Annotated in this window: 9 protein-coding genes; 6 read left to right on the top strand and 3 right to left on the bottom strand. The window is 52.4% G+C overall.

Going from position 1 to position 14,698, the window contains the following annotated elements; all coding sequences use genetic code 11:
* The first annotated feature begins 2 nt into the window (after positions 1–2).
* Complete coding sequence (locus SY83_RS02050) at positions 3–1,220, top strand: threonine synthase (protein ID WP_068603796.1); 1,218 nt, start codon at positions 3–5, stop codon at positions 1,218–1,220.
* Between the two features lie 362 nt (positions 1,221–1,582).
* Here SY83_RS02050 and SY83_RS02045 read toward each other — a convergent pair whose 3' ends face one another.
* Both SY83_RS02045 and SY83_RS02040 read right to left on the bottom strand, forming a co-directional pair.
* Positions 1,583–1,873 (bottom strand): hypothetical protein, encoded by a 291-nt coding sequence (locus SY83_RS02045; protein ID WP_068603793.1) that lies wholly within the window; start codon positions 1,871–1,873, stop codon positions 1,583–1,585.
* Between the two features lie 69 nt (positions 1,874–1,942).
* A complete protein-coding gene (locus SY83_RS02040; protein ID WP_068603790.1) occupies positions 1,943–2,845 on the bottom strand; it encodes a DMT family transporter in 903 nt (300 codons plus the stop codon).
* Between the two features lie 188 nt (positions 2,846–3,033).
* Here SY83_RS02040 and SY83_RS02035 point away from each other — a divergent pair, with 188 nt between their 5' ends.
* The 5 genes from SY83_RS02035 to SY83_RS02015 all read left to right on the top strand — a co-directional run bounded on the left by SY83_RS02035 (position 3,034) and on the right by SY83_RS02015 (position 14,289).
* The gene (locus SY83_RS02035) at positions 3,034–4,380 is read left to right on the top strand and encodes an extracellular solute-binding protein (protein WP_068603788.1); all 1,347 of its coding nucleotides are present in this window, start codon (positions 3,034–3,036) and stop codon (positions 4,378–4,380) included.
* Between the two features lie 89 nt (positions 4,381–4,469).
* Positions 4,470–5,774 carry a sugar ABC transporter permease gene (locus SY83_RS02030; protein ID WP_068603785.1) on the top strand — a complete coding sequence of 435 codons (1,305 nt, stop codon included), beginning with the start codon at positions 4,470–4,472 and terminating at the stop codon, positions 5,772–5,774.
* Between the two features lie 7 nt (positions 5,775–5,781).
* Positions 5,782–6,624: a sugar ABC transporter permease gene (locus tag SY83_RS02025; RefSeq protein ID WP_068610763.1), complete on the top strand. Its 843-nt coding sequence runs from the start codon at positions 5,782–5,784 to the stop codon at positions 6,622–6,624.
* A 55-nt stretch (positions 6,625–6,679) separates the two neighbouring features.
* Positions 6,680–11,095, top strand: coding sequence for a CBM35 domain-containing protein (locus tag SY83_RS02020; protein ID WP_068603783.1), 4,416 nt, complete (start codon positions 6,680–6,682; stop codon positions 11,093–11,095).
* Between the two features lie 242 nt (positions 11,096–11,337).
* On the top strand, positions 11,338–14,289 hold the full coding sequence (locus SY83_RS02015) for a CBM35 domain-containing protein (protein WP_197479940.1): 2,952 nt from the start codon (positions 11,338–11,340) through the stop codon (positions 14,287–14,289).
* A gap of 73 nt (positions 14,290–14,362) precedes the next feature.
* On the opposite strand, the gene SY83_RS02010 is transcribed toward SY83_RS02015, so the two are convergent.
* A complete protein-coding gene (locus tag SY83_RS02010) occupies positions 14,363–14,695 on the bottom strand; it encodes a DUF1048 domain-containing protein (protein WP_068603780.1) in 333 nt (110 codons plus the stop codon).
* Positions 14,696–14,698: the final 3 nt, after the last annotated feature.

Below are 14,698 nucleotides of genomic sequence, written 5' to 3'. Positions count from 1 at the left end.
CGGTGGCATTCAGTTATTTATCCCATTTAATCTGTCCAAAATGTAACCTCTCTTACCCCGCCAATAAAATTCAGCAATTATGTACCTGTGGTTCTCCTTTGTTGGTTGAATATGATTTGGAGCGGTTGAAGTTGAAGTTAAAGCCTGGGGATTTGATTCGCCGGCCACCGACACTTTGGCGCTATCAAGAATTGCTGCCGGTCACTTCACCCGAAAACATAGTGACACTGGGTGAAGGCATGACCCCGCTATTGCCCATGAGCCGCTTGGGTAAGGAAATGGGCCTTTCCCGGTTATGGATGAAGGACGAAGGCGTCATCCCGACCGGGAGCTTCAAGGCGCGCGGCGCGGCGGTCGGCGTCTCGAAGGCGAAGGAGCTCGGCGTGAGCGAGCTGGCCATGCCGACGAACGGTAATGCGGGAGCGGCATGGTCGCTGTATGCCGCGAGGGCGGGGCTGCGCTCATCGATTGTCATGCCGGTGGCGGCGCCCGCGATTACGAGAGCTGAATGTGCCGTGTCCGGAGGGAATCTGAACCTGGTCAACGGGTTAATAAGCGATGCCGGCAAGATTGTGGCTCAAGCGGTAGCAGAGTCTGGCTTATACGATGCATCGACGTTGAAAGAACCTTACCGGATCGAGGGTAAGAAGACAATGGGGCTGGAAATCGCGGAGCAGATGGACTGGAAGCTCCCGGACGTGATTCTTTATCCAACGGGGGGCGGCGTCGGTCTCATCGGGATTTATAAAGCGTTGCAGGAACTGGTCACGCTGGGTTGGGTGCAAGAGCCGTTGCCGAGGCTGGTCGCGGTGCAAGCCGCAGGCTGCGCGCCGATCGTGAAGGCGTGGCAGGAAGGGAAGCGGGAATCTGAGTTTTGGCCGGATTCGGTTACGGCGGCTTTTGGGATCAACGTGCCGAAGGCGTTGGGCGATTTCCTCGTGTTGGACGCCGTGTACAACACGCAAGGTTGCGCCATCGCCATCGAAGATGCAGAGCTCCTGGAGGAGCAGTTAACGGTGGCCCGTTTGGAGGGCGCGTTCGTTTGTCCGGAAGGAGCGGCGGCATTCGCGGCGGCCCGGCGACTGCGTGAAGCCGGATGGATCCACGAAGGCGAGACGGTTGTGGTGCTGAACACGGGAAGCGGGATTAAGTATCCGGAGACGGTGCAAGTGGAAGTCCCGGTGCTAGAGCCGGGGGAACGGTTGGTGCGGCGGAAATAAGATAACCCGAGATAAAACACTTTAATTAAAGTGTTTTATCTCGGGTTAGTTTTCATGAATATACGTTAGTTCCTAGCACATAAACCGTTCAGGCCAATCACTTCCGTAAATGGTCGGAAGAAGAGCAAATGACATCATTAACCCGCTGTAAATTACTCTGGATCTAGCATTAACGGCTTGCTTTTTTAGTTGTTTCCAAGTTCCATACTTAGTACCTTCACTCATTCTTATCCCATCCTTATGATTAAAGTGGTAGAAAATAGTTCTGGATTATTTTATCACAACACTTGCCCCTGAAACAAATGATTTCCAGATGAGCTCAATAGAAAAGCCGTCTCCAAAAATCGGAAACGGCTTTTAACTTACCCCTTAGCCAAATGCTCCTTTAACGCGGCTTTCTTGGCGACAAGTTGCTTGGACATCTCGTTCAGCGAAATCGTGATTTCTTTAACCTCAGCTTCCAGCTTCGTGATCCGGCTCATTTTGGAACTCAGATCGTTCGGATTTTTGGAGAGCTTCGCGTCTTTCTGCAACTGTTTGATCTTCGAGAGCGCTTTGGTTTTCTTGATGTCTTGGCTTGCGCTCTGTTGCTCCATATCGGTAATTTCCTTCTTTAATCGTGTGACTATGGACTGTGTGAAACTAATGGGCATCGGGCACCTCTTGCGTCTTTATGATGTAGCTTCATCTTACTATATATGCCCGTTTAAAGCGAATCCCCATCAAGCCTCGTTCCCTACAGCCGCCGCAACGCTTCGCGGTTTCCGGTTGGCCATGTACACGCCTCCCAGAATCAAAGCCAAACCCGCAAGTAAGCTCCAACGAAGCTCCTCGCCAAGCAATGTCGCCCCCCACAGAATGGCTGTTGCAGGCACGAGATAAGTGACGCTGGCTGCGAATTCGGGGGATCCCTTTTGGAGCAATGAATAGAACAGAATATAGGCCAAGCCCGAGCCGAAAGCTCCCAACCCCACTAATACACCCACATGATGCAACGATGCCAAAGGAGCAAAATTTACCTGCTCGAACGTAAACGCCGCGAACCCGCTGCCGATCATACCGCACAGCAAGGTGCCAAAAGCGATCTGATACATGGACATGCCGCCTAAATAACGCTTGGACAGTTGCGAAGATAATCCGTAGCAGAAAGTCGCAGCCATCATTGCCAGTAATCCGATCGGGTCAACCGAAATGATGGACACCGGATTCACATCCAGGAGCACAATAAGCCCTAAGGTGGCCATCACCAAACCCAGTCCTTGCATGCGGTTGAACACACCCCCGAAGAACAGAAGCCCTACCAACAATGTCCACATCGGCGTGGTCGCGTTCAGCACAGAAGCCATCCCGCTGGTGAGCAGGGTCTCGCTGTGAGCGATTAAAGCCCAGGGAACGGCCGTGTTCAGCATCGCCACAATCGCCATCGGACCCCAGGCCATGCGCTTGAATCCGAACGGTTTCCGAAGCACAAGCATGATGCCGATAATGGTGACGAGTCCTGTTCCCGAGCGGAAGAAGGCAATGGTCCAGGGGCCGAAGTCTTCCAGCAGTATTTTGATAAAATAAAACGATCCTCCCCAAATCAGACTGAGCAAAATCAAGGTTCCGTACAGCTTTCGTGACATCGGGCATCCTTCTTTCCGTGTATTAACCAATGGTTACATTATAAGGGAAGATGAAGTCATGTAACAATCGTTACCTTTCAGGTCACTAAGTTAGTAGTGACGTCCTGCCCGACATTCTACAATGAGAGCATGAACCGCTTTCCACAGGGGGACGCGAGTTGAACGCACTTAGGGGAGGAAACAAGAACATGAGAAAGAGCAAAGGACTGCTGCTTACACTGTGCCTGATGATGTCCGTCAGCGGATTGGCAGGCTGCGGGAATGGAAACAACAACGCAAGCGGCAATAACGGCGCGAAAGCCGAGAACACGGCGGCGAACGCCAATGCGGGAGCGAACAACACGGCAGGCGAGAACGCGGCGGCCGACCCGAGCGGCATGCCGGAGAAACCGGCTGAGCTAACGGTATGGCAGGATGATAACGCGGACAAAATGGAGTTTTTCACAGCCATCACGGAGAAATACACAGACAAAACCGGTATTAAAGTGAACGTGAAACCCGTTCCAATGAACGAACAGCCGAAGGTGCTTGCGCTCGACGGCCCTGCGGGCAAAGGACCGGATTTGTTCTACCAGCCGGGCATCGGAAGCTTGGTTGTGAAGGGACTTGTGCAGCCGTTGAAAGCGGAGCAAGCGACGTTGGATTTGTACACGCCTGAATCGCTTGCCGCGTTAAGCCAAGCGGGCACACTGTACGGTTTGCCGGCGGTTACCGAAACGTACGCGTTGTTCTACAACAAGAAGCTGGTACCCGAGGCGCCGAAGACGATTGCGGACCTGGAGAAGCTCGGCGAAACGTTAACGGATGCGAAGAAACAGAAGTACGGCTTCCTGTTCGAAGCGGCTAACTTCTACTTTGCATGGTCTCTGCTGGGCGGCAGCGGCGGATACATTTTTAAAGACAACAACGGAACTTACGACATTAATGATATCGGATTGAACAAAGAAGGCGTAGTTAAAGGCGCGAACCTGATCCAAAGCTGGTACACCAAGGGCTACCTGCCTAAAGGCGTAAACGGCGACATCGTCGGCGGATTATTCACGCAAGGCAATGTAGGCGCGGTGATTAACGGTCCATGGGCGATCACGGATTACAAAAAAGCGCTTGGCGACGACCTCGTTGTAGCTCCGCTACCGACGCTTGAGGGCGACAAACACCCGACTTCCTTCATCGGTGTAAAAGGTTACATGCTTTCCAAGTTCTCGAAGCATCCGGAATGGGCGGCTGACCTTGCGGCTTTCATTACGAACGAAGAGAGCTCGCTCGAATGGTTCCAGAAAACCGGCGAAGTGCCTCCGGTAAAGACAGTCCTGTCGAACAGCGAATTGACAAGCGATCCGATGGTGGCTGGTTTCTCGGGTCAGATTCAATACGGTCAACCGTTCCCGACAGTACCAGAGCTGGATCATGTGTGGGAGCCTATGGCGAACGCGCTGAAATTCGTAGCTGAGGGTAAAGACGTTCAGACATCTCTGGATGATGCGGTTAAACTGGTTCAGGACAAAATGAAAATGGCCGGTGCGGCAACGAAGTAAATTCTCCAAGAAGACAGGAGGGGCTTGTACAAAGTCCCTTCTTCTTTTCTGCCTAAAATCACGATACCATCGCCGGAAGGAGAATTATTATGCATATCAACCCTTCTGTAGGGAAACCCGCACAGCAACGTACAGGAAATCGAGCACTTACAGCCGGTTTGCTGTCCATCATACCCGGCTTGGGTCAGCTGTATAACCGCAGGTGGATAAAGGGAATTCTCTTCCTGAGTGTAGCGGCCGTCTTCGCCGCCACCCTGTTGGTTCCGCTCATCAACGGCTTCATCGGTCTCATTACCTTAGGCGACACGCCGGACGTGGATGATTCGCAAGCGCTCCTGGTGGAAGGCATTCTGTCCGTTCTTGTGACCGCCATTGCTGCCCTGTTCTATGCGGTGAATATTGCGGATGCCCGCAAGGATGCGCAATTGCATCAGGACGGCTTCCGCATCCCTTCGATCCGGGAATCGTTCCACAACAGCTATGACCGGGGCTTTCCGTATTTTGTCGTGGTCCCGACTTTTGTCATGCTGACGATGATCGTTATATTTCCGTTAGTCTTTATGATTTGCCTGGCTTTCACGAATTACAATCTGTATAACTCCCCGCCGGCGCACCTGCTGGATTGGGTAGGCTTGCTGAATTTCAAAGCGCTGTTCACCGAAGCGGTATGGACGAAGAGTTTATTCTCCGTGCTGTCCTGGACGGTAATCTGGACGCTTGTGGCGACTACGTTGCAGATTGCGCTTGCCTTGTTCTTGGCCGTCATGGTGAACGACCGGCGCGTGCGCTTTAAGCGAGTGATTCGGACGGTGTTTATTTTGCCATGGGCCGTGCCTTCCTTTATGACCGTGCTCGTGTTTGCGGCTATGTTCAACGATACGTTCGGGGCGATAAACCGCGATATTTTCAGCCATTTGGGCGGCTTCATTCCTTGGTTGACGGATCCGTTCTGGGCGCGTGTGGCCATTATCTTTATCCAGGTGTGGCTGGGCTTTCCTTATGTATTTACTTTGTTTACGGGTGTGCTCCAGAGTATCTCCAAAGACTGGTACGAAGCGGCCGATGTGGACGGGGGTTCGCGCTGGGACAAGTTCCGCAGTATTACGTTCCCGCACCTGATGTATGCCACGGCGCCGCTGCTGATCATGCAGTACTCGTATAACTTCAATAACTTCAATATTATTTACCTGTTTAACAAGGGCGGTCCTCCGGTGCCGGGTCAGAATTCCGGGGCGACGGATATTCTCATTTCATGGGTGTACAGCCTGACGTTCAACGAGAACAATTACAAGATGGCCGCGGTCATTTCCATTATTATGGGGCTGCTTGTAGCGATTTTCGCTTTCTATCAATTCCGCAGAACCCGGTCTTTCAAAGAGGAGGGCATGTATTAAGATGAACATGAAATCATCCTTGAAATCCAAACTTGAACTCACGGGCATTTATGCGATTGTCCTGTTTATGTTTACGCTGATTATGTATCCGTTGCTCTGGGCGCTCAGCATCTCTCTAAACCCCGGAACCTCCCTGTTCAGCGCCAAAATGATTCCCGATAACTGGTCGCTCGAGCATTATAAATGGTTATTTACGGACCCCCGAAGCGATTATGTGCTGTGGTACAAAAACACACTGATCATTGCCTTCGCCAATGCGGCGGCATCCGTTGCGATGGTATCGCTTGTGGCTTATGTATTCTCCCGATTCAAATTTATAGGGCGCAAATACGGGATTTACACCTTCTTGCTTCTGCAAATGTTCCCCGTGCTGATGGGCATGGTGGCGATTTATTTGCTGCTGAATCTGGCCAACCTGCTGGATACGTTCACGGGGCTGATCCTGATTTACTTGATCGGGGGATTGCCTATGAATGTGTTTCTGGTCAAGGGCTACCTGGACACCCTGCCGCGGGACCTGGACGAATCGGCCAAGATGGACGGTGCCGGGCATCTGACGATCTTCTTCCGCATTCTGCTGCCGTTAACGCGTCCGATTCTCGCTGTTGTGGGTCTGTTCACGTTCATGGCGCCGTTCATGGACTTCCTGACGCCGCGCATTATTTTGCGGTCGCCCGAGAAGTTCACGCTGGCGCTCGGTTTGTTCAGCTTTATTAATGATAAGTTTGCGAACAACTTTACGATCTTCGCGGCGGGCACGATTCTGATCGCGATTCCAATTGCGACCGTGTTCCTGATCCTGCAGCGTTACCTGATTTCCGGCTTGGCGGACGGGGCGACGAAAGGTTAAGTTGTTTGAAATCTGTGTGATGGTATCGAACCCATTCTAAGGAGGACTTTATCGGATGAAATCCCTCAAGAAATTTTGGGCTCTGACTTTAACCGCAGTTCTGTCTCTGTCTCCGCTGTCCGCGTTTGCGGACCCGGGGACGGGGGGCAGTCCCGCTCTGGAGCCAACTTCGCTTTCAGCAGAAGCTTCTTATGTGAGAATCAAGAACCAGTGGAAAGGCAACTACCTATACGAGTCGGAAGGCAAGGTCCGTTATGGATACACAGCGATAAACGATCCTGCGTCTCAATGGACGTTGGAGGAACACAACGGAGCGAAGCGCATCCGCAACCGTGCCACAGGTCACTTGCTTCACATGCAGAATGAGACCGCGCCGGCGGATATAACGAAGCCGCTTGAAGTTACCGAGGTGGAAGAGAGCTGGACCAGCGATGAATGGAACGTAACGGAAGTCGCAGGTCAATCCGGTTATGTGAATATCATCAGCACGGACTATGCGGACCCATTGGTTAATGTGCAGACGCAAGACGGCTTTGCGCAAGCCAACAACTGGGCCCAACCCGCATGGGGCAGCGCCGTATGGCAACTTGAAACCGCTTACGATCAAGCGCCTGTCCGAATCGTAAACCAGTGGAAGGGCACGTATTTGTATGAAGATGCCGGGAAAGTGAAGTATGGGGCGCCTGCTTCCAATGACACCTCATCCCATTGGATTGTGGAAACCACAGGTGATGCAACGAAGGTAACGAACCGCGCTACGGGACATGTAATGGATATGCGGAATGTGATTGCGCCTGAGAACATCACGGCGCCTCTGGATGTGTTGGGGGTCGAATCAGGGGCTTCTTCACAAGTGTGGACTCTGGTGGAGGCGGCCGGGCAACCGGGCTGGATGAATTTCTTCAGTAAGGATCATCCGGACCGCCTGATCAATGTGCAGACGCAGAGCGGGTTCGCCACAAGCAATAACTGGGCACAACCAGGCTGGGGCAGCGCGCTGTGGAAGCTGGAGCCCGCTTCGGATGAGCCCCCTCTCCCGGGCGGCGGCGGAACGGAAGAACCTCCGGCTTCCCCATATATTCGAATCAAGAACGATTACCTGCAGCTGTACTTATATGAAGAGAACGGTATTGTGAAGTACGGGAATGCAGGGATGACAGATGAGAAAGCACAATGGTTAGTTGAAGATACGGACGGCAAAAAACGATTCAAAAACAAAGCAACAGGCCATTACATGAATCTGGAAGGCGTGACAGGCGCCAGAGATCCTTTGAAGGCTTCGGAGATTTCGGAAGGTTCCGTAAACGGAGATTGGATTGTTGAGGATTTTCAAGGCTTCAAGCTGATTCGAAGCAGTGCGGGTTCAAGTGCTGACGGACAATATATTCATGTGGAGAACAAATTAAAGCATGCTCAATACGGCGTGATTCCCCGGGAATGGGGAAGCCCGAAGTGGGAGTTTGTGCCTGTAACGGCCATAGAGCCTGCGCCGGAGCAGCCAATCGAGTTGCCTGAAGGCTTTATTCGCGTGAAGAGCAAGGGTAACGGTCAATACCTGTACGAGAATCAGAATAACGTCATCCTTTATGGCAACATTGCTGCGGATAATGCTACAGGACATTGGCAATGGGAGACGGTAGACGGCGTTCACTTATTGAAGAATCGCGCTACAGGCAACTACATGTCCACCGAGAACGGGATGAGTTATCTGGAAACGTCGAAGGACTTGCAGGCGGCGGGCACGAAGGCGCAGTGGGTCGTGGAACGGACCGTGACCCAAAGCACTTATGTGGTTCGCGGTCAGGCGGACGGCTACACGGATGCCTATATCCATGTTCAGGACGGCTTGGGCTTCCCGCAGCTGGAACTCCGTTCCGTAGAGAATGCTTCCGTTCAATGGACATTCGAAGCGGCGCCGGCCGAGGCGAATGTACCGGAGGAAGAAGCGGAAGATGCTTCCGCGCTTACCCCGGTCATCGCGCATACGAATTATGTGCAGATTCGGAGCAGCGAGAACGGATTATATTTGGCGGAACAAGACGGAAGGCTTATTACCCGTCGGGCTACGGTATATGACGGAGCTTCTCATTGGCTGCTTGAGGATCAGAACGGCCTGCGTCGGTTGAAAAACAGGCTGAGCGGCCATTATGTGTCGGTTGATGCCAACGGAATCATTTCTGCTGTTGCAGATGGTGTGGGTGCCGGCGCAAGATGGTCGTTTGCGGACTATGCGGGCCGTCAGCGGTTTATCAGCAACCTGGGAGGGAAACCAGGCGCACTGAACGCTTCCGGAAAGTTGAGTGCCGAGGGAGCCGCGATCCGTGAATCCACCCTGTGGACGCTGGAGCCTTTGGCGGGCTCTGTGAGGGTGGAGGCGGAGAAAGCTTTTGCCACAGGTGGTGTGCGGGTCAGAAAGGAGAGAAGCGGATTTACCGGTCAAGGGTATGCGGACGGGTTTAGCAGCGTGGGTGCGAATCTAATCTTTTCGGTGAATGCGCAGAAGACCGATGAATACGCGGCTACCCTTCGTTACAGCAACGATAAGCCGCAGAAGCTGGCGCTATATGTGAACGGACTTCGGGTGGATGAGCTGCATTTTAAAGGTACGAAGGACGCTTGGGATACGATGGATGTCCGTCTGACTTTGCGAGCGGGAATGAATACGATTTTTCTGCAAAATGAAGCGGACAACAAAGGAGCCCTCGCGGTTGATGCCTTGACCGTACATCATGCGGTGAATCGGGATTATCGCGGCGCGACCTTGCCTTTCACCGCCTATGAAGCGGAGCATGGCGCGACGAACGGTGAAGTGCTGAAGCCGAACCGGACGTTCAAAACCTTCGCCTCTGAAGCATCAGGACGTCAGGCGGTGCAGCTGAATCAGACCGGCGACTATGTGGAGATGAAGCTGGCGAAGTCGGCCAATTTCCTGACACTCCGGTATATTCTGCCTGACAGTGAGGACGGTCAAGGCCAGGATGCTTCCCTAACGATGTATGTAGACGGCAAGGAGCACGGAAAGCTTCAGCTATCCTCCAAGTACAGCTGGGTATACGGGAAATACCCTTGGAGCAACTATCCGGCGGACGGAGACGCTCATCGTTTCTATGATGAGTCCCACAAATTTATCGGGGATGTCGCGGCGGGAGCAACGATTCGCTTCCAGAAGAACGCGGATGATGCCGCAGAGTACTATGTTCTGGATTTGGCCGAACTGGAGCAGGTTGAAGGGGTTTACAGTAAGCCAAAGGATTATGTATCCGTTACGGAATTCGGTGCTGTGGGAGATGACGGCAAGGACGATAGCGATGCGGTGAAAGCTGCTATAGCTGAAGTTCAATCCCATGCAGGTAAGAAATATGCCGGTGTATGGATTCCATCGGGAACCTTCGAGCTTCGTCAAGGGCCGATAAGCGTTCAGAATGTAACGTTACGCGGAGCCGGTATGTGGTATACACAGCTGTTAGGTGCAGGATTCATGGGCGTAGGCAGTAATATTAGGGTGTATGATTTGGCCATTGATGTAGACGTGACGGCGCGGCGCGATGAACTGCGCGAAGCGGCATTTGACGGTACGTTCGGTACCGGTTCGGTGTTCCAGAATATCTGGATCGAGCATGCCAAAGCGGGGGTCTGGTCGGTTCGCAGCGACGAAGGCGTCAGCACGGACGGTCTGTACGCGGGAGGCTTGCGCATCCGCAACACGTATGCGGACGGCGTGAACTTCTCCACCGGTACGAAGCACTCGGTGGTGGAGCAATCCCATATCCGCAACTCGGGAGACGACAGCATTGCGGTATGGTCCTCTCAACCGGAGGGCGTATCCGATCAGGATGCCACCACAGACGGGAACACGGTGCGGTTTAACACCGTACAGCTGCCTTGGCTGGCGGATAATATCGCCATCTTCGGAGGGAAGGATAACACGATACAGGACAATATCTTGTCCGACACGGTCGGCTTCGGCGCGGGCATTGCCATCTCTACGCGGTTTAATCCGGTACCTTTCAGCGGAACGACCGTGGTTGAACGTAATACGCTGATTCGCACAGGAGGTCGTGAACACAACTGGAGTCAGGATTTCGGCGCCATCTGGATCTTCACGGGAGATAAGCCGATTGATTCGGACATCATCGTTAGGAACAATCAAGTGACCGACAGTACGTATCAGGGTCTCTACATCAACGGTCCGCATCCTATCAATAAATCCGGCGAGCACCGGGTGCTCATTCAGAATCTGGTCATTGACGGAACCGGCACTTGGGGCACACATGTGAGCAACAGTGTGACGGGCAGCGTTACCGTGGACAACTTGATTGTGCGGAACACCAAGGTAGGGAAGCATTTCAGCACGATGGGTAATAACTTTACGTTCCGAACCGCTGATGAGCCTGATGTTGGCGTTTACTATGAGGCGCCTGCGGTACCGGATAGCCAAGTACACAGGAAACACCAGGGACATAAACCTTAGTAAGTTGAAGACCACTTCGATGATGATAACGGCTTGATCTACTTGAGTCGTTATCATCATTGACTGTGGTTTTTTCTTTTTTTGCACGCGAAGTCATTATCTTTCCCTTTCAGGTATCAATCGTGGCAGAAGCGAGGTGTGAAAATGATCATAATTACCATATGAAGCGCTTACACATCATGATATTTTACATAACTAATGAAGCCTTCAATCCAGTTTTCATTTTGCAAAGGAGGAATATTGTGAAGAACAGAATCAACAAAGCAACAAGAATGCGGAAGCTCGGAAGCGGGCTGGTAGGGTGTATCATGCTGGCACAACTGATCGTGATGGGCTTCATTCCGCAGCTTGCCCAAGCCGCACCGACGGTTTATCAAGCAGAAAACGCGGCATTATCGGGAGGTGCCGTAACGGCAACGAATCACCCGGGATATAACGGTACGGGCTTTGTAGGTGGATTTACAGATGCGAATAAAGGAAACGCCAGAGTGCAATTCACGGTAAACGGGGCTGCGGCCGGGAACCACACCGCTATACTTCGTTACGCGAATGGTACGGGAAGTTCGAAGACGCTAAGCATCTATGTGAACAACACAAAGGTGAAGCAAACCACCTTGCCCCATGGGGCGAATTGGGACACTTGGGTAACCATGGCGGAAACAGTGGCGCTTGGTTCGGGTACCAACACGATCTCCTATAAATTTGATTCAACAGACAGCGGTAACGTGAATGTGGATCAGCTTTCCATGGAAGCGGTGACCAATACGCAGCCGCCGGCCGGCACTTATGAGGCTGAGGGCGCTTCATTAACGGGCGGGACTCAAGTTGCAAGTGACCATCCGGGTTATACGGGTACGGGATTCGTAGGAGGTTACACGGACAGTAACAAAGGAAACGCATCTGCGCTTTTTAACGTGAATGTGACCGCTGCAGGCGCTTATGATGTGACGGTTCGTTACGCGAACGGCACGGGAAGCGCGAAGACCCTGAGCCTATACGTGAACGGTGTTAAACTAAGACAGATTTCCTTAACGAATACGGCTAATTGGGATACTTGGGGCACGCAGGTTGAGGGTGTTACATTGAACGCCGGAAATAACACGATTGCGTTGAAATTCGATACCACAGACAGCGGCAACGTGAACGTGGACAATATCAAGCTTACTGCGGGCACCGTTGTGACGCCGCCAGACCCGACACCTGCCGGTGCGATTGAAGCGGAAGAAGCGTTCTTGTCCGGGGGGACAGCGATAAACACAGCGAATGCCGGCTATACCGGAACAGGCTATGTCAGTGGTCTAACTGTTAACGGGGCACGTACCGTATTTACAGTTAACGCGGTTGCAGGTAACGCAAGCGTGGGCTTACGCTACGCGAACGGCTCCGGTTCAGCGAAAACGCTGAGTGTCCTGGTAAACGGAGTTAAACAGGTGACAACATCGTTGCCGGCCACAGCGAATTGGACCACATGGGCTGTGAAGAATGAGACGCTGGCTTTGCGTAACGGACTGAACACGATTGCTTATCAATATGCGGCAGGCGATACAGGGAATGTTCAGATTGATTCCTTATCGGGGAACACCGGAGCCGCGCTGAACACACGCGGAGCAACGATGCCGTACACCACTTATGAAGCGGAGAACGGAACGACGAACGGTACTGTGTTGGGGCCGAGCCGCACGTATTTGCAGCTACCATCCGAAGCTTCGGGTCGTAAAGCGGTGCAACTGACAGCCAACGGCCACTATGTTCAATTTACCGCGCAAAAAGCAGCGAACGCCTTGGTAGTGCGCTACTCCATTCCGGATGACGCGGCGGGTAACGGGACCAATGCTACCCTTTCCCTGTACATTAACGGAACGAAATCACAGGATCTGCAATTGTCTTCGAAATACGCTTGGGTTTACGGCGGCTACCCTTATAACAACAACCCTTCCAACGGCTCGCCGCATCGGTTTTTTGATGACGGAAGGTTTCTCATTGCCAATGTAAATTCGGGTGACATCATTAAGCTTCAGAAGGATGCCGGCAATACGGCTGCTTCTTATACGATTGATTTGGTCGAACTGGAGAAAGCGGATGCGGCTTACGCGATGCCTGCGAATTTCATCGACATCAGTGCGGCGCCGTATAACGCGTCTGGCAACGGAACTACAGACAATACCTCGGCGATCCAGAATGCGATCAACACTGCCAAATCTCAAGGCAAAGGCGTTTGGATTCCCCAAGGGAAGTTCAAAATCAGCAGCTACATTAACGTGGACAATGTAACCATTCGCGGAGCGGGTCCTTGGTACTCCGCCATTACAGGCTCCAACGGTTTCGGCGGTTTCATGGGGACGGGCAGCAATGTGCAGATGCATGACTTTGCCATCATCGGAGATGTTTCATACCGGGATGACGCCAACTTCCATACCGCCATTGAAGGGAATTTCGGTACCGGTTCGTTGATTCAAAATATCTGGATCGAGCACACCAAAGTAGGTTTTTGGGTGAAAGGCCCGACGAACGGGTTGCTGATTAGCGGCGTACGTATTCGCGACACCTTCGCGGACGGATTGAACCTGCATGCGGGAGCGATTAATGTTCGTCTGGAGCAAAGTCATATTCGTAATACGGGGGACGACGGCGCGGCTATGTTCTCCGAGGGTCAGGCGGATCAGTTCAACAATTTCAAATTTAATACGATTCAATTGCCATTGTTGGCCAACGGAATCGGCATTTATGGAGGCACTTCCAACCGGGCGGAAGATAACCTGATCAGCGATACTGTAACGGGCTCATCCGGTATTGCGGTAAGTTCCCGGTTTAACCCGGCGCCTTTCAGCGGGACCACGACGATACAACGCAACACGTTGTTGCGTACAGGCGGCTATGAGCCGAACTGGGGCTCACAGCTGGGGGCATTGTGGATTTATGCGGATTCGTCCGACATCACCGCGCCGATAGTGGTGCGCGACATGGACATTCTGGACAGTACGCATCAAGGCATCTTGATGTCCTATAATCGGACGATCAACAACGTAACGTTTAACAACATCAATATTACCGGAGCGGGGAGCTATGGCATCGAGCTTAATGCCAACGGATCCGCTGCGTTCAGCAATGTGAAAGTCAGCGGAGCGGCTTCCGGCGGACTGAACAACATCACCAACTTCACTGTGAACCGCGGCGCGGGCAATTCAGGCTGGTAGATTAATGTATGGTGGTCGGGCATCTCAATTCCATTGAGGTGCCCGTTTGTTATTGCTAACAACAGGATCTCTTCTACTTCTTCATATTCTTGTTCACTTCTTGGGCAATAGCTTCTTGATAGATGTCAGAGTATGTTTTTGAATCTTTAATTAAATCGTCGCAGAAAGCGGCTACGTCCCTGCCCGTCACTTCAAGCACGCCTTTTCCCGAGGCTGCGCCCTCTTCAAACAGATCAATAATCCCTGAGAGCAAACCCGTCCCGTTGGTTAACTCCACAGGGCCGACCTTAAAGAGATATTTCTGAATCTCCTTATAAACAATCTGATAATCTTGCGGAATCGCTTTGACACGCGCGACGTGCGCTCTCCACTCTTTTTTGCCTTCGATAATATCTCGTATGCTCATTGT

The organism is Paenibacillus swuensis (assembly GCF_001644605.1).
GTDB classification, from domain to species: Bacteria; Bacillota; Bacilli; order Paenibacillales; family DY6; genus Paenibacillus_N; species Paenibacillus_N swuensis.
The sequence above is the reverse complement of the archived record's forward strand: the minus strand, read 5'-3'. Positions and strand labels throughout refer to the sequence as shown.

What these genes read in the sequence shown, in the direction of transcription:
- SY83_RS02045 (WP_068603793.1), bottom strand. Translation starts at nt 1,873, where the DNA reads ATGCCCATTAGTTTCACACAGTCCATAGTCACACGATTAAAGAAGGAA.
- SY83_RS02040 (WP_068603790.1), bottom strand. Translation starts at nt 2,845, where the DNA reads ATGTCACGAAAGCTGTACGGAACCTTGATTTTGCTCAGTCTGATTTGG.
- SY83_RS02035 (WP_068603788.1), top strand. Translation starts at nt 3,034, where the DNA reads ATGAGAAAGAGCAAAGGACTGCTGCTTACACTGTGCCTGATGATGTCC.
- SY83_RS02030 (WP_068603785.1), top strand. Translation starts at nt 4,470, where the DNA reads ATGCATATCAACCCTTCTGTAGGGAAACCCGCACAGCAACGTACAGGA.
- SY83_RS02025 (WP_068610763.1), top strand. Translation starts at nt 5,782, where the DNA reads ATGAAATCATCCTTGAAATCCAAACTTGAACTCACGGGCATTTATGCG.
- SY83_RS02020 (WP_068603783.1), top strand. Translation starts at nt 6,680, where the DNA reads ATGAAATCCCTCAAGAAATTTTGGGCTCTGACTTTAACCGCAGTTCTG.
- SY83_RS02010 (WP_068603780.1), bottom strand. Translation starts at nt 14,695, where the DNA reads ATGAGCATACGAGATATTATCGAAGGCAAAAAAGAGTGGAGAGCGCAC.